Source organism: Rhodococcus sp. NPDC003322, assembly GCF_053589555.1.
Window position 1 is genome coordinate 1147289 of record NZ_JBSFSC010000002.1, and the last position, 17452, is coordinate 1164740.

16 protein-coding genes, 1 tRNA gene and 1 other RNA gene are annotated in these 17452 nt (G+C 69.1%); 8 read left to right on the forward strand and 10 right to left on the reverse strand.

Annotated features, from left to right (window positions below):
- The first annotated feature begins 10 nt into the window (after positions 1 to 10).
- Complete coding sequence (locus ACWDUM_RS11665) at positions 11 to 883, forward strand: ABC transporter permease (RefSeq protein WP_450134089.1); 873 nt, start codon at positions 11 to 13, stop codon at positions 881 to 883.
- 432 nt (positions 884 to 1315) lie between these two features.
- On the opposite strand, the gene ACWDUM_RS11670 is transcribed toward ACWDUM_RS11665, so the two are convergent.
- Together ACWDUM_RS11670 and ACWDUM_RS11675 are read right to left on the reverse strand one after the other, a co-directional pair.
- Complete coding sequence (locus ACWDUM_RS11670; RefSeq protein ID WP_450134090.1) at positions 1316 to 2362, reverse strand: phosphotriesterase family protein; 1047 nt, start codon at positions 2360 to 2362, stop codon at positions 1316 to 1318.
- Positions 2359 to 3501: a methylenetetrahydrofolate reductase C-terminal domain-containing protein gene (locus ACWDUM_RS11675; RefSeq protein WP_450115559.1), complete on the reverse strand. Its 1143-nt coding sequence runs from the start codon at positions 3499 to 3501 to the stop codon at positions 2359 to 2361. Before ACWDUM_RS11675 ends, ACWDUM_RS11670 begins: the two co-directional genes overlap by 4 nt.
- 66 nt (positions 3502 to 3567) lie before the next feature.
- Between ACWDUM_RS11675 and ACWDUM_RS11680 the strand changes: the two genes are divergently transcribed.
- Positions 3568 to 4353: a BMP family ABC transporter substrate-binding protein gene (locus tag ACWDUM_RS11680; RefSeq protein WP_450134091.1), complete on the forward strand. Its 786-nt coding sequence runs from the start codon at positions 3568 to 3570 to the stop codon at positions 4351 to 4353.
- Between the two features lie 181 nt (positions 4354 to 4534).
- A complete protein-coding gene (locus ACWDUM_RS11685) occupies positions 4535 to 5251 on the forward strand; it encodes a GntR family transcriptional regulator (protein WP_450134092.1) in 717 nt (238 codons plus the stop codon).
- A gap of 39 nt (positions 5252 to 5290) precedes the next feature.
- Here ACWDUM_RS11685 and ACWDUM_RS11690 read toward each other — a convergent pair whose 3' ends face one another.
- The gene (locus ACWDUM_RS11690) at positions 5291 to 6829 is read right to left on the reverse strand and encodes an AtzH-like domain-containing protein (RefSeq protein WP_450134093.1); all 1539 of its coding nucleotides are present in this window, start codon (positions 6827 to 6829) and stop codon (positions 5291 to 5293) included.
- Between the two features lie 150 nt (positions 6830 to 6979).
- On the opposite strand from ACWDUM_RS11690, the gene tgt reads away from it, so the two are divergent.
- Positions 6980 to 8233 (forward strand): tRNA guanosine(34) transglycosylase Tgt, encoded by a 1254-nt coding sequence (tgt, locus tag ACWDUM_RS11695; protein ID WP_450115555.1) that lies wholly within the window; start codon positions 6980 to 6982, stop codon positions 8231 to 8233.
- An 88-nt stretch (positions 8234 to 8321) separates the two neighbouring features.
- On the opposite strand, the gene ACWDUM_RS11700 is transcribed toward tgt, so the two are convergent.
- The 5 genes from ACWDUM_RS11700 to ACWDUM_RS11720 form a co-directional block, all read right to left on the reverse strand.
- Entirely contained in the window at positions 8322 to 9056 is a 735-nt protein-coding gene (locus ACWDUM_RS11700) for a queuosine precursor transporter (RefSeq protein WP_450134094.1), read from the reverse strand.
- Positions 9057 to 9175: 119 nt separating this feature from the next.
- Positions 9176 to 10147, reverse strand: coding sequence for a hypothetical protein (locus ACWDUM_RS11705; protein WP_450134095.1), 972 nt, complete (start codon positions 10145 to 10147; stop codon positions 9176 to 9178).
- Positions 10148 to 10283: 136 nt separating this feature from the next.
- Positions 10284 to 11195, reverse strand: coding sequence for a tRNA glutamyl-Q(34) synthetase GluQRS (gene gluQRS / locus ACWDUM_RS11710; protein ID WP_450134096.1), 912 nt, complete (start codon positions 11193 to 11195; stop codon positions 10284 to 10286).
- 43 nt (positions 11196 to 11238) lie between these two features.
- Positions 11239 to 11796: a TIGR03086 family metal-binding protein gene (locus ACWDUM_RS11715; protein ID WP_450134097.1), complete on the reverse strand. Its 558-nt coding sequence runs from the start codon at positions 11794 to 11796 to the stop codon at positions 11239 to 11241.
- A gap of 102 nt (positions 11797 to 11898) precedes the next feature.
- A tRNA-Ser gene (locus ACWDUM_RS11720) sits at positions 11899 to 11986 on the reverse strand.
- A gap of 105 nt (positions 11987 to 12091) precedes the next feature.
- Here ACWDUM_RS11720 and ffs point away from each other — a divergent pair.
- The 3 genes from ffs to ACWDUM_RS11735 all read left to right on the forward strand — a co-directional run bounded on the left by ffs (position 12092) and on the right by ACWDUM_RS11735 (position 15072).
- Positions 12092 to 12186, forward strand: an RNA gene (ffs, locus tag ACWDUM_RS11725) — signal recognition particle sRNA small type.
- 50 nt (positions 12187 to 12236) lie between these two features.
- Positions 12237 to 13526, forward strand: a complete 1290-nt coding sequence (locus ACWDUM_RS11730; RefSeq protein WP_450134098.1) for an aminotransferase class I/II-fold pyridoxal phosphate-dependent enzyme — start codon at positions 12237 to 12239, stop codon at positions 13524 to 13526.
- Between the two features lie 118 nt (positions 13527 to 13644).
- Complete coding sequence (locus ACWDUM_RS11735) at positions 13645 to 15072, forward strand: hypothetical protein (protein ID WP_450134099.1); 1428 nt, start codon at positions 13645 to 13647, stop codon at positions 15070 to 15072.
- A gap of 3 nt (positions 15073 to 15075) precedes the next feature.
- Here the strand turns inward: ACWDUM_RS11735 and ACWDUM_RS11740 are convergent, their stop codons facing one another.
- A complete protein-coding gene (locus ACWDUM_RS11740) occupies positions 15076 to 15189 on the reverse strand; it encodes a DUF5701 family protein (protein ID WP_450134100.1) in 114 nt (37 codons plus the stop codon).
- 48 nt (positions 15190 to 15237) lie between these two features.
- Between ACWDUM_RS11740 and ACWDUM_RS11745 the strand changes: the two genes are divergently transcribed.
- Positions 15238 to 15819: an HhH-GPD-type base excision DNA repair protein gene (locus ACWDUM_RS11745; RefSeq protein ID WP_450134101.1), complete on the forward strand. Its 582-nt coding sequence runs from the start codon at positions 15238 to 15240 to the stop codon at positions 15817 to 15819.
- Between the two features lie 177 nt (positions 15820 to 15996).
- Here the strand turns inward: ACWDUM_RS11745 and ACWDUM_RS11750 are convergent, their stop codons facing one another.
- Positions 15997 to 16854, reverse strand: coding sequence for a hypothetical protein (locus ACWDUM_RS11750; protein ID WP_450134102.1), 858 nt, complete (start codon positions 16852 to 16854; stop codon positions 15997 to 15999).
- Positions 16855 to 17452 lie beyond the last annotated feature (598 nt).

Below are 17452 nucleotides of genomic sequence, written 5' to 3' on the forward strand. Positions count from 1 at the left end.
GAGGCCGCCGATGTCCCAGACACTGCAGTCACCCGTCGAAACACCGCCGCCGACCACCCCGGACGGCGCGGGCACCGAACCCGCGGCGCCGAAACCGCGTAGGGGACTGGGCCGCAAGGTCGCCGTCCCGATCGCCTTCGCCGTCGTCGCACTCGCGCTCTGGCAGGGCGGGGTCGCTCTCTCCGGTGTCCCTTCCTATCTGGTGCCCTCCCCGCTGGACGTGGTCTCCGCACTGATCGAGCGGGCCCCGGACCTGGTCGAGCCGACCTTGGTGACGATGCAGGAGGCCTACCTCGGGTTCCTGCTCGCCGCGGTGAGCGGCTTCGCCACCGCCCTGATCATGGGCCGCTGGAAGACCGCCGAACTCGGCATCTACCCCTATCTCGTGATCCTGCAGACGATTCCGATCATCGCGGTCGCGCCGATCCTGGTGGTCTGGTTCGGGGCAGGTATCGCCACCAACACCCTGGTCGCCGCGATGCTCGCGGTCTTCCCGGTCGCGGCGAACACCCTGCAGGGACTCAAGTCGACCGATCGCAATCTCGTCCAGCTCTACCGGATGGCCGGCGCACCGGCTCGCGTGCAGCTGTTCTCGCTACGCGTGCCGCACGCCCTGCCGGAGATCATGACCGGGCTCAAGGTCGCCGCCAGCTCGGCCGCGATCGGCGCGATCGTCGGCGAATTCGCCGCCGGCATCGGCGGCGGCGCAGGCGGTCTCGGTTACGCGATCACCCACTACGCCAATCAGCTCCGCACCCCGGAACTGTTCGCGGCCGTCGTGCTCGCCAGCGTCGTCGCCCTGATCCTGTTCGGGATCGTCAGCTTCGTCGAATGGCTGGTACTGCACCGCTGGCACGAGTCCGCGGTCCCCGAGGACGAGTGAGAACCATGAGGGAACACGAGAACTGAACACTCACACCCGACGGAGACCCGGCTGGATACCCCCAGCCGGGTCTCGTCGTGTGCGGATGCCCTCCCTCGGCGTCCCGTTCCCTCGTCTCCCGGGGCGACGCCAGGTCGTCTGCGGGGTGCGGTCGTGGGTGCCGGCAACCGGCAGCCGCTGACATCGGCCACCCGGAATGGGACCGTCCGCTGGCCGAGCCGTCGTCGGTGGCGGTGGTCCGGCCGAACGGGTGGAGGTGTCTGCGCGACCGCGTCCGTTCACGCGGGGCCCGCACCCGTCCGCGCCGGCTGCCGCGGTCCCGCCCGCACCCGCTCGTGCGTGAGGCTGTGGTCGCGGTGCACGCACAGCAGGACGGCCGCGACCTCCTCGGGGGAAATCGCGGCCGTCGGCCGGTGTCTGCGGTTCTGGGGCTCAGGCCAGGGCGGCAACCGGATTCTCGACCGTGAGCCGGGTGAACACCTCGTCGGTGATCCCCCGGGCCGCCAGCTGCGGTCGGATGCCGCGCAGCAGGTGCCGCAGCCCCCACCCTCCGTAGTGGGTGAACTGGGGTTTCATCGCGATGTCGTGGCTCAGCAGTACCCGGTCGCCGTAGCCGGCGTCGAGCAGCGCCACCAGCAGTTCGATCCGGTGGTGGTCGAACGAGCGCGGGGGATAGTCGTCCCCGCGGCGCGCGGAGACCGCCCACTGCTCCATGCCGAAGGTGTCGAGCTCCACCCAGCACCCGCGGCGAGCCAGCTCGAACGCGAACTCGGATTCCGGTCGCTCGTCGCAATGGCTGACGATCAGCTTGCGGGGATCGACGCCCATCTCCAGTACCTCGTCCACCACCGGCAGTGTGGCCAGCGGGTCGGGAAAGATGGTGCGGTGCAGGTTCAGTGCCAGGCCGGACTCCATCTGCGCCAGCGCCGCACCGCGGACGACCTTGCGTTCCTCCGCGGTAGGCGGATTGCCGGTGCCGATCTCGCCGATGATCCCGGGCCGGACGCCGGTGTTGCCGACGCCGTTCTCGATCTCGTCGAGCAGGACGTCCCGCACCACCTCGGCGGAGGAGAACTTCACGTACGGGGAGTGCGAATGCTCCACGTACTCACCGCAGCCCATGATCACCGTGGCGCCGGTCAGCTCGGACAGCGCCTTGAGGGCCACCGGATCTCGGCCGAACCCGGGGATTCCGAGATCGACCACGGTGTGCCCGCCCGCGCCGAGGTAGCTGTCGAGCTCCTCCCGGGCCACGTCCAGGTCCAGCTGCTGCATCGCCGAGCGGAACGAGAACGGTTCGAGCTGAACCTCGCCGTGCAGCTGCGCGGTGTAGGCCTGGGTGTAGTAGTCGAGTTCGCCGCGGTCCTCGGGGTAGATCCACTGGGTGTGGGCGTTGGCGATCAGGTGTTCGTGCGGCATGACCACGCCCAGCGACTCGACGTCGACGGGGCCGGTCACGCTCATCACCTCGCGTGTCATACCAGTGCCTCCCTTCCGACCGGGATGCCTGCGCGGCGCCGGACCTCGGCGATCAGCTCGGACTGCTCCACCGAGGCCGCCAGCGCGTTCTGCCGACCGGTCACCGGTGCCAGCAGGCAACCGGAGACACCCTCGCTCTCGATCAGCTCGGTGAGCAGTTCGGCGGCGATCTCGATGCCCTCGTCCTGCGGGTCCTTGGCCTGACGCAGCCGGGTCAGCAGCGTTTCGGGGATGGAGAATCCGCGCAGTCCGGCGTTGACCTGACGGGCGATCGTCTCGCTGGGCATGATCGCGATGCCGCCGAGCAGGTGGAACGGCCGCTCGCCGACGCGGAGACGGTTGACCTCGGCGAGGAACGACCGCCAGCGATCGACGTCGAAGATGTGCTGGGAGATGATGAAATCAGCGCCGGACCGCACCTTCCGGATGGCCTGGCGGGGCCGGTCGTCGTAGGGCGGGGCGAAGGGGTGCACCACGGCACCGAGGTAGAGGTCCGGCGCCACCTCCACCGCGCGGCCGTTGTCGAGAACGCCCTCGGTGCGCAGCCGGTCGGCAATTGCCAGCAGGCGCGGGCTGTCGAGATCGAAGACCGCGCGGGCATCCGGCGAATCACCCACGTCCACATGGTTTCCCGTCACGATCAGGGCGTTGCGTACGCCCAGGCTGGCCGCGCCGAGGAGATCGCCCTGTAGCGCGATCCGGTTGCGGTCGCGGCACCCGAAGGTCGGCATCACGTCCAGGCCGGCGTTGCGCAGGTGTGCGGTCGCGGCGATGTTGCCCATGTGCACGTTCGCACCGGAGTGGTCGGTGATCGAGACGATGTCCGCCACCTCGGCGACGACGCGGGAGGAGTCGACGAATTCCGTTGCGTCGGAACTGTCCGCGCCGTTCACCTCGGCGATGATCGTGAACTTGCCGCTGTCCAGTGTCGCCTTCAGGCTGCTGCCCGCCGGGTGTGCCGGACGGCTGCCTGCGGCGGGGACGAAGGCGGACTCGTCGGCCGAGCGGGCCTCGGCCTTCCCGAGGTCGAGGAAGCTGCAGGCCCGGCTCGGCCGGATCTCGCAACCACCATCGGCGAAGACGCCACCGCACGGTCCGATCCGCATCGACTTGGGACAGGTTTCTAGGATGGGCAGCATGTTCGGCAACTTTCTTCCTTACTTCGAGGTGAGGGCAAATCCCATGGAGCGGAGTGTGATCGGGACATGAGCAGTCCACGGATCGGGCTGGTGGTACCGGCGATCGGCGGCGACGCGGGCTGGCTGGACGGGGCCTGGGGCGCGTTGGCATCGTGGCGTGAGGCCGGTCTGGACGCGGAGGTCGTGGTCGGCGCGGTCGACGACACCGTCGACGGCTGGGATGTGGTGGTACTGCACGGAATCCAGTACCTCGACGAGGCCCGGCGGTTGGCTGATGGGAAGCGAACGGTCATCCTGTCCGATGTGCCCGCCGAGTACGCGCAGGCCCCGGACACCTTCACGACGCCACCTCGGGTGACGATGGTCGACTGGTGCTGGTGGCTGGGGGCCGAGCACGCCGGCCGGGCCGCGGCGGAGGAGGTCGACGGGCCGCTCGGCTACATCGCCGGCCCGCCGGTGCCGACCCAGCAACGGGCGGCAGCGGGATTCGTCCGCGGTGTGGCCGCTGTGGACCCCGCGCGCCGGGTGAACGTGCTGTACCTGTCGAGCTTCCTGGCGATGGACGAGGGGCCGCACGCAGCGCGGGTCCTGGTCGAGCAGCTGGAGTGCGCGCTCGTCGCACACTCGGTCGACGCCCCCGGGGCCGCGGCGACTGCGGTGGCGCGGGAACTCGGCGCCACGACCTACGGTTTCCTGACCCCTGTCGGTGCGGACTCGGCGAGCGTACGATCGGCGATCACACCGGTTCTCGTCGATCTGGCACGCCGGGCGCTCGACGGCGAGGAGCTGCCCGACGTGTACGAGTGTTCCTGGGAGACGGGGGAGATTCGGCTCGAGCGTCCCGGCGGGTGAGCGGCCGTGGGCGGGTCCGGTCAACGACGGCTCCTTTCGCTCGTTCTTGCGGGTGAATAGAACGTAAGACGACGTCGTAACCCATTCATATCCGTGGTATGACATTCATGTTGCGCCACTACGATTTTGCGAAGGTAGTGCTTAGACTCAGCCGGTCTGTTCGAAGGAGGGGCGGGGACCGATGGAACACAGCTGGGACGACGAGTTCGGCGGTGAGCTCGAACGAATCTGGCGCGAGGCCGCCACCCAGCGAGTACCCCTCCCGACCGAACTCGAACTCGCCAAGGCGCTGGGCATCAGTCGCCCCATGGTGCGGGAAGCGCTGGTGCGACTCGAGAGTCAGGGCCTGGTCGCCCGGCGGGCGCACCAGGGCACCTTCGCGAACGTCGCCGCACTCTCGGTTCCGTTCCGCATCGACCAGAGCTACGAGCTGAGCAAGCGGCTCGTCGAGGCCGGCTACGAGGTGAAGGTCGACGTCGTCAGCGCGCAGTGGTCGGAGCTGACCGAAGAGGAGGCCCGCGACCTCGAATCGACACCCGGGGCGTCCTGTTTCCGGGTGGTCAAGCGGTGGCTGGCGGACGGCCGTCCGCTGATCCTGGCCGAGGACGTGGTGCCCGCGCGCCGGCGGGAGGGCGTCGAGTTCGACGACGAGTACTCGGTCTTCGAGTCGGTCACGACCCTGCGCGGGGTGCCGGTGGAATGGGAGTCGGCGACCCTCAAGCCTGTCCTTCCGGATCCGGCCGTGCAGGAACTGCTTGCCGTCGAGGCCGATCGTCCGCTGCTGACGATCAGCCTCGTCGGGATGTCCCTGCACGGCGAACGCCTCTACCGCGGCTTCGAGACGCATGTACCCGACGGACCGGAGTACGGCATGGTGCGCCGCGCGATTCGGCGCTAGGGACCGGTCCGCTCGGTCCCCGGCGCCGGATCGCGTTGGTCAGGCGCCGAGTTCTGCGCCGATTCGCCCGGCCAGCTCCATCAGTCCGCGATCGGATCCGGCCGCACCGACCAGGGAGAGGCCGAGCGGTGCGCCGTCCAGGGAGAGCGCCGGGATCGAGACCGCGGGGAAGCCGGTGAGCGAGGCCAGGGTGGTCAACCGCAGCGTCGACTGCCGGTGCGCGTCCACCTCGGCGGGAGTGGCGTTCACCTGCGGTGTGGCGGAGCCGACGGTCGGCAGCATCAGGGCCCGGCCGTCGAGCAGGCCGGCCAGCGTGGTCCGCGCGGTGCGCAGGGTGTCGCGGGCGTCGGCCAGGTCCGCCTCTGTCACCGTGCTCCCGGCGTGGAAACGGGACTTCACCTCGGGGCCGAGCGCGCTGGGATGCGCGGTGATCCACTTGCCGTGCGCCTCCCACGCCTCGTGCGCCTGCACGGTGCGGAAGGCTGCGGTCCACTCCGCGAGGGCAGGCAGCGGCGGAAGCTCCTGCGCGCTCAGGGTGCGGGCGGTGTCGCGAACAATGTCCTGCACCAGTGGATCTGCGGGGCCGATTACGTCGGGCGACCAGACCGTGTCGGTGGGGGCCGGTGCGTCGTCGTCGGGCAGCAGCACCTGTCCGACCGCGATCAGTGTCGCGGCGTCCCGGGTCAGCCAGGAGACGGTGTCGAAGGACGGCGCCAGCGGCAGTGCGCCGTCGGTGCTCACTGCGCCGTGCGTCGGACGGAAACCCCACAGTCCCTGATAGCTGGACGGCACCCGGATCGAGCCGGCGGTGTCGGTGCCCAGGCCGATGCTCGACCAACCGTGCCGCACGGCGGCGGCCGATCCGCTCGTCGATCCGCCCGGGATGCGGGTCGGGGCGGCCAGATTGACCGGAGTGCCGAAGTCCGCGTTCTGGCCCGCGAGCCCGAAAGCGAACTGGTCGGTGTGGGTGACTCCGGTGACGGACGCACCCGCGTCGAGGAGCCGGCGCACCGCGACGGCCGAATCGGCCTGCGGATCCTGTTCCGCGAGATACGCTTTGACGCCACCGGAGCGCGCCACGCCGGCCACGGCGAACAGGTCCTTCACCGCCACCGTCTCGCCGGACAGTGGGCCGTCGCCCGCCCCGGCGAGCAACGGCGAACCCGCGACGCGCCAGATGGTGCTCTCGACCGGCTTGCTCGGCGGGGTGACATGAGCCGCGGCGATCTGCCACCTGTGCGCGGTACGCCTCCACAGCTGCGTCTGCAGTCCCGCTGCGCCGGTCGCCGACCGCACCTCGGCGGTGGTGTAGACCAGGTCGTCGGCGAGTACCCGTGTCCACCAGCGGGTGATCCGGCGGGTCGGTCGATCGGGGCGCGCCGCCCGGAAGTCGCTGATCGCCGCGTGGCCCTCGAGGATGCCGTTGCCGTCGGCGCGCAGTGTGTGGTCGGACTGCTCGAACAACGAGTCGAGTTCGCGCGTGTCGTTCGAGAGGAGTGCGGCGTCGTAGCGCCAGAAGGCGTCGATCAATCCAGGGGGAACCGGGGCATCGGTGTGGGGCGTCACGGGGTGGGTCATGGGAAGTGTCTAGTGCAGCCATGTTTCGCGGGAGTGTCGCCGCGACGTCATTCGTGCGCATGTTTTCGGGGCGGTGTCGGCGAGCACACCCGTTCCGGGCTTCCGCCGCGTGGCGGACGAGGCGTTGTGGGGCTGTGACACGATGGCGAGGTGAGTGATGCAGTGCCGACGCCGCCCGATCCGTTCTTCACGGTGCGGACCCGGATCCCCGGACAGCTCGGACGGACCGGCACGATCCACACCCCGCACGGTGACATCGCCACCCCCGCGTTCATCGCGGTCGGCACCAACGCCACCGTCAAGGCGGTGCTGCCGGAGACGATCCGCGAGGCCGGTGCGCAGGCGGTGCTCGCCAACGCCTACCACCTGTACCTGCAGCCCGGACCGGACATCGTCGACGAGGCCGGCGGCCTGGGCCGGTTCATGAACTGGCCGGGCCCGACCTTCACCGACAGCGGCGGCTTCCAGGTGATGTCCCTCGGCGTGGGCTTCAAGAAGGTGCTCGCGATGGAGGCCGTCGGCGTCCAGTCCGACGACGTGATCGCGGTGGGCAAGGAGCGGCTCGCGCACGTCGACGACGACGGGGTGACGTTCAAGTCACACCGGGACGGCAGCAGGCACCGGTTCACGCCCGAGATCTCGATGGGCATCCAGCACCAGCTGGGCGCGGACATCATCTTCGCGTTCGACGAGCTGACCACCCTGTTCAACACCCGCGCCTACCAGGAGGAGTCGGTGCAGCGGACGCAGGCGTGGGCGGTGCGCTGCATCGCCGAACACGAACGCCTCACCGCGCAGCGCACACACCGGCCGTACCAGGCCCTGTTCGGTGTGGTGCAGGGCGCGCAGTACGAGGACCTGCGCCGGCAGGCCTGCCGCGGGCTGGAGTCGATCGTCGGCGAGACCGGCCGCGGGTTCGACGGCTACGGCATCGGCGGCGCGCTCGAGAAGCAGAACCTGGGCACCATCGTCCGCTGGTGCAACGAGGAACTGCCCGAGCACAAGCCGCGGCACCTGCTCGGCATCAGCGAGCCCGACGACCTGTTCACCGCGGTGGAGAACGGTGCCGACACGTTCGACTGCGTCAACCCGTCGCGGGTGGCGCGCAACGCCGCGATGTACACCGAGAACGGCCGGTTCAACGTCAACACCAGCAGGTTCAAGCGGGACTTCAACCCGATCGACGAGAACTGTGACTGCTACACCTGCCGCAACTACTCGCGGGCGTACCTGCACCACCTGTTCAAGGCCAAGGAGATGCTCGCGTCCACGCTCGCGACGATCCACAACGAGCGGTTCACCATCCGCCTCGTCGACCGGATCCGGGACAGCATCGACGGCGGGTACTTCGACGACCTGAAGGCGCAGACGCTCAGCAGCTTCTACGCCACCGCCCGCGCCTGACCCCCGTGGTGCCCCTGGGGGTTCCCTAATGTCACATTCGCTCACCTGAGGTGACCGAATGTGACATTAGGGAACCAAGGCGGGGCGGTCAGGAAGCGACGACGTAGGTCGGCTCGCGCTTCTTGACGTACGCGATGACCCGGTAGGTGATCGGCATGACGAGCACCTCGACCAGCGTCTTCCACAGGAACCCGACGAGCACGTAGTTCAGGAAGTCGTCCCAGGTGCTGATGCCGATCGCGCCGGCGGCGATCGCGCAGAAGATCAGGGTGTCCGCGAACTCGCCGACCACGGTCGAACCGATCAGCCGCGCCCACAGGTGCTTCTCCTTGGTACGTTCCTTGATGGAAACCATCACCAGGGAGTTCAGCAACTGGCCGACGAGGTAGCCGGCGAGTCCGGCGAGCAGCAGCCGCGGGTACACCCCGACCACCGCCTCGAGCGACGCCTGGTTCTCGTAGAAGTCGGCGGACGGCAGTTCGATCAGGATCAGGAAGCACACCGACGCCAGGATCAGGGCGCCGAAGCCCAGGTAGATCGCGCGCCGGGTGGCCTTGAAGCCGTACACCTCGCTGAGTACGTCGCCGACGATGTAGGCGAGCGGGAACAGGAAGAACCCGCCGTCGGTGATGATCGGCAGGATCTGCAGCGGGCCGACGGACACGTCGGCGTCCGAGAAGAATGCGACGCCCTTGGTGGCGCAGATGTTGGAGATCAGCAGCACCGCGGTGAACAGTGCGACGAAGGTCGGATAGTAGCCGCGGGCGACGTGGGCGAACGTCGCGTGCTCGGTTTGCTGGTCGACCTGGTCTGAAGCTGTCACGACGGCCATCCAAGCACCGAGACGACGTCGGGCGCGAACCCGGTTGGGTTCGCGCCCGATGTGCGAGGTTTGTGATTGCCCTGCACCGTGCATGGTTCAGGGTGCAGGATGCCGATCGGTCAGGCGGAGACGCGGCCTCCGACCACCACCCGGTACGCATAGGTGGATGCGATGGTGGTCAGCGGAATGGTGATCAGCAGGCCCAGGCCGCACAGCAGCGCGCCGACGATGTTCAGGGCGACCAGGACCAGGGCCAGCAGCACCAGCGGCCCGACGTTCTCGGAGATCGCCCGGAAGCTGGACTTGATCGCCGTGACCGCGTCCTGCTCCTTGTCGACGACGAACTGGAGTGTCCACCAGGTCAGGAACGCCAGGATGATGCCCGGGATGATGAAGAGCACGAATCCGATGCCGGTGATGATGCCGACGAGGAGGCTGGCCAGGATGATCGCGCCGACGTTGGTGAACTGGAAGAACGAGCCGATGCCCGGCTTGTTTCCGTCCAGTTCGTGCAGGGCGCCCCGCACCAGTGCCGCATTGACCAGGTAGCTGACGATGGCGCTGACGACGGTGCCGAGGATGCGCCAGAACGTGAAGTAGTCACCGAAGCTGTCATATGAGTCGTTGAAACCGAAGATGAAGCTGACCACGAGCTCGATCAGGAAGATGATCACGGTGATCCCGACCCACACGCCGGCATTGGCCTTGAACTTGTTCCACGCGTAGCCGAGCGCATCCGGGATGGTCAGCTGCGGGGTGCCTCCGGGTCCACCGAAGCCGGGTGCCGGCTGGAGCGGTGCCCCGTAACCCCCGGACGGGGGCGGCGGCGGATATCCGCCGGGCTGGGGCGTGCCGTAACCCGGCGGTGGGGGATAGCCGCCGGGCTGCGGTGCACCGTAGCCGGGCGGAGGCGGGTAGCCGCCGGGCTGCCCGTACGTGGGCTGCTGTCCGTAGCCGGGTTGTCCGGGGCCGGGCTGCCCGTAGCCGGGCTGTCCGTAGCCGGGCTGTCCGGAGTTCGGCGGCGGGGTGCCCTGGTTCGGGGGCTGCTGCGGATGGTTCGGATCGGGTGCCCCGGGCGGGTTCTCACTCACGTGCGGTTCCCCTCAATGGTCCTGGTCGATGCGCGGCGACACATCGGCGCGCCGCGCTGTTTGTTGATCTTGGTAGACACTACGGCGCCCGCAGCCTGTTCGCGCGCTGGCGAACAGGCGTTTCGTACCGATTCGGCTACAACTCGGAGCCGGCTGTGAACACCCAGGGGTCGCGGGGGAGCGCGGCGGGGTCGAACCGGTCGAGCAGGTCCGCCATCGACGGCTTCTCGTCCGATTCGGCCAGCCCGAGTGAGGCCCCGAGAAGACCGCGTACCGCATCCGGGGTGCGTCCCGCGGCCTGCTGGTCAGCGAGGGTGACCGCGCCGTCTCGTTTGGCGAGGCGTTTGCCCTCGGCGTTCAGGGCCAGCGGCACGTGCGCGAAGGTCGGCACGGGAAGTCCGAGGAGGGTTGCCAGGTATGCCTGGCGCGGGGCGGACCCGAGCAGGTCGTCGCCGCGCACCACCTGGTCGACGCCCTGCGCGGCGTCGTCGACGACGACCGCGAGGTTGTACGCGGGCACGCCGTCGCCGCGGCGCAGCACCACGTCGTCGACGGCTCCGGTGTAGCGGCCGTGCAGCAGGTCCTCGACCTCGAACTCCGCGACGTCGGCGCGCAACCGGATCGCCGGAGGCCGCCCGGCGTCCCGTTTGGCCTGCCGCTGCTGGGTCGTGAGGTACCGACATGTGCCCGGGTAGTGCCCGTCCGGGCCGTGCGGCGCGGTGGCCGCCTGCTGGATTTCCCTCCGGGTGCAGAAACACTCGTAGGTCAGGCCGGCGGCGGACAGGGCGTCGACGGCGGCGGCGTAACGCGGCAGTCGCTGCGACTGGTGGACGATCTCGCCGTCCCAGTCCACACCGATCGCGGCGAGGTCGGCGAGCTGCCGTTCCTCGGCGCCGGGCCGTACCCGGTCCAGGTCCTCGACCCGCATCAGGAACCCGCGGCCGGTGGAGCGGGCGAACAGCCACGCCAGCAGGGCGGTTCGCAGATTGCCCAGGTGGAGGTCGCCGGACGGGCTGGGTGCAAACCGCCCGGCACCGTCTCCACTCATGGCGTCCAGCCTAGCGATCCGCCGAGTGCGCACTCGGCGCCGCTCAGGCGCGCCGCCCCAGCACCGCGAGGATGCGCGTCTGCTCGTCCGCGTCGGCCGGGACCTCGACCGCGGGACCACACACGCCCGAGCTGCGGATCTGCTCACCCATCCGGTCGGCGAGGGCGGCCGCCGCCGCGAGGTCCTCGGCCGGGATCGTCTCGTCGACACCGGTGGCGTGCGCGATGTCCCAGCGGTGAATCGCCAGGTCGAAGCCGAGGAAGGAGTCGAACGTCGCGGCGACCGAGGTACGGCCGAGGCTGCTGTCGTACTCGAGGCCCGCGCGCTGCGGGTCGTCGAGGATCTCGAGTACCGCGTCGCGGGTGCGGGTCCATGCCGCGAGCGGGTCCTCGTCGACGCTGGGCGCCGGCGGAAGAGACAGTCCCACGGGCTTCAACGGGAAGGAATGGACGTCGATGAGGTGCCGCAACACGTCGCGTGCGGTCCAGCCCTCGCACGGAGAGGACGAGTCCCACCGGTCGGCGGGGACCGAGGCGACGGTGCCGGTCAGGTTGTCGGCGCGGCGGCGGTAGCGGGCTGCGATCGCGGAGGTGTCGGTCATGGACCCATCCTGCGCCGCTCCCGCGCCGGAGTCTTGAACATTCGCGTCACGGGGTGGCGGATACGACGATGGCCCCCGATCCGGAGATCGGGGGCCATCGTGTGGCGGAGGATAGGGGATTTGAACCCCTGAGGGCGTTAACCCAACCCGCGTTCCAGGCGAGCGCCATAGGCCACTAGGCGAATCCTCCGTGGGCGAGCATACCGGCTCACCCCCGCAATCCGGAAAACGGGGGTGCCGGGGCCCCGATGACCGGCCGATTGTCCGTCCGTGCGACGGGCTCGCTACACTCGTCAGTGGATCCCGCGCGGCGCGCATCCTGTGAACTCCCCCAGGGCCGGAAGGCAGCAAGGGTCAATGGGCTCTGCCGGGTGCGCGGGGTCCCCTTATTTTCTATGCAGCTCTGCCCCCGCCGCTTCGGTGTGAAAGGTTTTTCCGGGATGCCTACCCAAACCCAGATTGGGTTGATGAGCCACGAGGAACTCCGTTCCGAGCACGAACGGCAGTCCGAGAAGTACACGCAGCTCAAGGCAGAGAAGCTGGTCCTCGACCTCACCCGCGGCAAGCCGTCCCCCGAACAGCTCGACCTGTCGGAGGCGCTGCTGACGCTCCCCGGCGAGGGCGATCACCGCGACGGCAGCGGCACCGACGTCCGCAACTACGGCGGGCTGACCGGCCTGCCGGAACTGCGTGCCATCTTCGGTGAGCTGCTGAACATCCCGACCGCGAACCTGCTCGCGGGCAACAACGCCAGCCTCGAGATCATGCACGACCTGATCGTGTTCTCCCTGCTGCACGGCAACGTGGACTCGCCGCGGCCGTGGACGCAGGAGACGAAGGTCAAGTTCCTGTGCCCGGCCCCCGGCTACGACCGGCACTTCGCGATCACCGAGTCGTTCGGCATCGAGATGATCCCGGTTCCGATCCGCCCGGACGGCCCGGACGTCGACGCGATCGCGCATCTGGTCGCCGAGGACCCGCAGATCAAGGGCATGTGGGTCGTGCCGACGTACTCCAACCCGACCGGCGCGGTGTACTCGGAGGAGGTCGTGCGCGCCCTGACGTCGATGCCGACCGCCGCCCCCGACTTCCGCCTCTTCTGGGACAACGCCTACGCGGTGCATCCGCTGACCGAGGAGTTCGCGCCGGCGTACGACGTGCTCGGTCTCGCCGCTGCTGCTGGTAACCCGAACCGGCCGTACGTGTTCGCGTCCACCTCGAAGATCACCTTCGCCGGTGCCGGCGTCAGCTTCTTCGGCAGCTCCGACGCGAACCTGGCCTGGTACCAGAAGCACGTCGGCAAGAAGAGCATCGGACCGGACAAGGTCAATCAGCTGCGGCACCTGCGCTTCTTCGGCGACGCCGACGGCGTTCGCGCGCACATGGCCAAGCATCGCGAGATCCTGGCGCCGAAGTTCGCGGCCGTGCTGCGGATCCTCGAGGACCGGCTCGGTCCGTCGAAGATCGCGTCCTGGACCGAGCCCAAGGGCGGCTACTTCATCAGCCTCGACGTGGTCCCGGGCACCGCGAAGCGGGTCATCGCGTTGGCCAAGGATGCGGGCATCGCGCTGACCGCCGCCGGCTCCGCGTTCCCGTACTCGACCGATCCGGACGACATGAACATCCGGCTTGCGCCGAGCTTCCCGTCGATGGACGACCTCGAGACCGCGATGGACGGCGTCGCGACCTGCGTCCTGCTCGCCGCCACCGAGAAGGCGCTCGAAGCGTAACTCGCGCGCCCGGTACCCGAGTCGACCTGCGGGAAGGGCTTTTTCGCGGGGAACCTGCGATACTCCGGCTCAGGTCCGCTGCGATCGGCGCAGTGGGTTGGACTGAGTGGTGAGTGTCATGACCAGTCGCGCTGGTGTGCAGTCCGGACCGGCTCCGACGAACGTCGGGTCGGCCGGAGCGTGCAACGGGGTGCTGAGAATGTTTCTGTTGGCGCTAGACGTCCGTGAGGGGCCGTCGCCGACACGGGTCGAGCCGGTCCTCGCCGTGGAGCCGTTCCTGCCGGCCAGGATCGGGCCACGGCCGCGGACCGAGCGCGGGGTGCGGCCGGCCGTACTGCTGGCGTACCGGCATCGCAGCGAGGCGGGGGCGGAGCTCACGTTCGGGGCTGCGACCGCCGCGATGCGGTCGGGCGAACCTGGTGTCCGTCCCTATGTGGGGCCCGCCGCCACCTGCCTGTCCCTGTGGGAAGTACCGGACAACGGACTCGTCCTCGCGCTCGAGTCGCTGTCCGATGTCCCGGACACCACGTTGGTCGGCTGGAACACCGACCCCCTGCAGGATCGGGACGGAGCAGGATTCCGCCCGGCCGTGGACGCGTTCCTCACGGTCTTCGGCCTCGACTCCGATGCCAGCCTGGTCGACCTGTTCCCGGGGCTGCACACCCGACTTTCCGATCCGGCCGTGCATCGGCCGCTGACCGACGTGGTCGTGCACAGTCACCGTGGCATCGGCGACCAGGAGGCGATCGAAGGCCTCGTCGTCGAGGTGACCGCGGACGGCGCCGACCGGGTCCGTGGCCTGGTGGAGGGGCCGCAGACCGGGCCGCTGGCGCGCGCCGCGGCCGGGCGGTGGGGAGTGCTCTGGCACTGGGATCGGGTCTCGCTCGTCGACCAGCCGGTCGAGCCCGGTGCGACGGTCGCGGTACGTGAGGACTCCGCCGCGGTGCTCCTCGACCTCGAGGCGACCGCCCGCGGCCACGACTACGTCGGCTCCGGCACCCGCGAGATGCTGTACTGCCTGCTCCCGTGGGTGGCGATCCGGGCGCGGTGCTCGATGGACTTCTGGCAGGTCCTCGACCACTTGCGCTGCCGCGAGGACCTCACCGGAGACCGGTTGGTCCAAGCGCTCGACGACGTCGCCGCGATGCAGGCCCGGCGAATGGAACGGGCCCTGTTGCGCAAGGAGCACCAGCGCGACAACCGCTACCACTCCTGGACCCAGCCCACCCAGCTCCGCTCGATCCTGGTCCGGCGGGCCGCGGAGGAGACCGAGGAACTCGACATCGAACTGGCCGAGGCAGTGCGTGTGATCGAACACGGGCTCCTGCGCAGCGCGGAACTTCGGGGCGCCCGGCACTCGCGGCTCGCCAACGCGTGGTCGGTGCTCGCCGGGGTGATCGCGGCGGTGGCGTTGTTCGCGGCGCTGGCGGCGATCCCGGCCACGACGGAGCCGACACTGTTCACGCACTGGGCGTACGCGCTGACCGCGACCACCGTGATGATGGGGTCGGTGGTCGCGGCCGCGGTGCTGTGGCGGCGGCGCTGACCGTCAGGGGCCGATCCGGCGGCCGGCCGAGGCGGAGCCGAGCCTGGAGTGCGGGTTGCCGTTCCAGCACCAGCCGAGCTTCGGTCGCCGCTGACTGATCCACAGCGCGGCACCCATGCGAAATTGTTCCGCACCGGGCGCCCGCGCGGATGTCAGAATCGAGCAATGACTGTGAAGCTGTGCCTGACCCAGGACCCGGCGTCCGACGAGCTGCTGGCCGAGAATCCGGCCGCGCTCCTCACCGGGATGCTCCTCGATCAGCAGGTCACGATGGAATCCGCGTTCGCGGGCCCGAAGAAGATCGCCGACCGGATCGGCGGTTTCGATGTGCACACGATCGCGGAGATGAACCCGGACGACTTCATCGCGGTGTGCTCGCAGCCGCCGGCGGTACACCGGTTCCCCAAGTCGATGGGCGCGCGGATCCAGTCGCTGTGCGGTTACATCGTCGAGCACTACGACGGCGACACCGCCGCGATCTGGACGTCGGGCGACCCGGATGGCAGGGAAGTGCTCAAGCGGCTGAAGGCGCTCCCCGGCTACGGCGACCAGAAGGCGCGGATCTTCCTGGCCCTGCTCGGCAAGCAGATCGGCGTGCAGCCGGCCGGGTGGCGGGAGGCGGCCGGTGCCTACGGCGACGACGGTGCCCGCCGGTCGATCGCCGACGTCGTCGACCAGCAGACGCTCCTGGAGGTCCGTGAGTTCAAGCAGGCCGCCAAGGCCGCCGCGAAGGCCGCGAAGGCATAGTGCGGGAACCGAATCACCCCATGGTGACGCCCTCCCGGGCCGGGGGTGGACTCGCGTCAGAGGTCGGATCGATCGAATGATGTGTGCCACCGGTCGATTCGGGGCGTTGGTGCCGAGAACCTGATGCCCGGGCGTGGTGCGCGGATCTCGAGGCGCACCACGCCCTGGCGCGAAGGGTCAGCTGCCGCTTGATCCGCTGGAGCCGGAGCTGCCACCCTCGCCGCCGGTCTCGTCGAGCGGATCGGTGCCGCCGGCGGCGGACGGGAACAGGAAGCCGGTGGACACCGTTTCCAGCGACGTGCCGGTGCCGTTCGGAACCTTGGCCCGCCAGTTGACGATCGGGTTCAGTGCCCCGAACGGACCGCAGCCGGTGGCGCCGGGCAGGGAGAACTCGGTGGCCTTGTTGTGGATGCCCGACAGCCACGCGGTCTCGGCGGGGTAGGGATCCTCGTAGTGGGATTCGAAGCCGGCGGGATCATTGTCGAGTTCGAACACGACCGGGTTCTCCGGTGATCCGATGTAGCAGTTGTCGCCCAGCAGGGGGTTGTTGATCTTCAGGCGCGCGGGAAGGGTGATGTCGAAGTCGGTGACCAGGCCGTTGAGGGTTGGGGTCTCCACCGCCTCGACCTGTGAGGTGACCGCGGCGAGGCCGAAGAGGTTGTCGAACGGCAGGTCGACACCCAGGACGCCGCCCGGCACCGTCATCGGCTTGGAGTAGACGCCGAAGTGACCGTCGTCGCGAGGCACCATTGCCCCGTCGCCGTCGGGCAGAGTCGCGGCGATGGTCAGGTCGCCGTCGCCTATCGGAAGCGTGAACCCGTTGTTGTCGAAGGTTCCACTGTTGACGACGACGCTCAGGCATCCCTGGCCGACAGTCGGATCGCAGACGGCGCCGCCGGGAACGGGTGTGGTTCCGGGCGCAGCGGCCGCGGTGGGTGCGGCGAGGGCGAGGGCCCCGCCGGTTGCGAGGCCTGCGAGTGCGATTCGGGTGAGGGTTCCGGTTCGCCGGGGGGAACGTTTCGTCGAGTTTGTCATGCGGCTCCTTACGTCGTAAGAACGTTTGCGAGCGCGCCCGGGGAGGACGCGCGCCGGCTCCGTGGAGCCGACCGGCCGAGACGGTTCCGCTGCCGTGTGTGCAAATTCACGTAACGGACAAAAGCTGTTTATAGCACGCCGCCAGTGTCGTTCGTGTCGTAATCGAACTGTCGGATTTTCCCTGGTCATGCGGGATTACTGGCAAGTAGAAATGGGCAAACACTCCAGCTCGTGGTCAGAGTTGGAAACGTCGTGACGGTCGTGGCCGCGGTGATCTGTGGCGGTCTGTCGGGGTGCTCGACTCCAGTCGATGTCGGGCAGGAGTCGGGCGCGCCGACATCTGCGGCGGTGTCCTCGAGCCGGCTTCCGGCACCGGTGGCGGAGAACCGCGGGGCCGAGATCCCGGCCCCGGCGGACGAGGTGATGACGACCGTCGACGTGACGCCGGAAAGCGCACCTGAACCGTCTCCACGGGCGGTGCCCGCAACGTCGCCGAGATCCACGTCGCCACCGCCGAACGGGTCTACTGCTGACGCGCGCAATGCCGGTGTGCACAAACCTTTTCAGGTGTGCACACCGGCATTCGTCGCCGAATAGG